The sequence below is a fragment of the Sphingomonas sp. 10B4 genome, assembly GCF_035019905.1.
GTDB lineage: Bacteria > Pseudomonadota > Alphaproteobacteria > Sphingomonadales > Sphingomonadaceae > Sphingomonas > Sphingomonas glacialis.
In genome coordinates this window covers 1-278 of record NZ_JASJVC010000283.1, presented here as the reverse complement: position 1 = coordinate 278, position 278 = coordinate 1, and the positions used below count along the sequence as shown (strand labels likewise).

Here is a 278-nt window from a genome sequence, read left to right as displayed (position 1 = left end):
GTACGTGATTAATGGTCGCAAATGGTGGTCATCTGGTGCCAACGATCCGCGCTGCAAAGTATTCATTTTTATGGGTAAGAGCGATCCTGACAATGCAGATCGCCATAAGCAGCAATCGATGATCATTGTGCCGCGTGATACCAAGGGCGTGACGATTCTGCGTGCACTGCCTGTCTTCGGTTATGACGATGCGCCGCATGGTCATGGCGAGGTGTTGTTTGAGAACGTGCGTGTGCCGGCATCTAATATTCTGTTAGGTGAAGGTCGTGGTTTTGAAA

The 278-nt window shown here is 50.0% G+C and carries 1 protein-coding gene; it reads left to right on the top strand.

Annotated elements, in window-relative coordinates; all coding sequences use genetic code 11:
* On the top strand, nt 1-278 hold a 278-nt coding region (locus QN347_RS19830), incomplete at both ends, for an acyl-CoA dehydrogenase family protein (protein WP_323494401.1).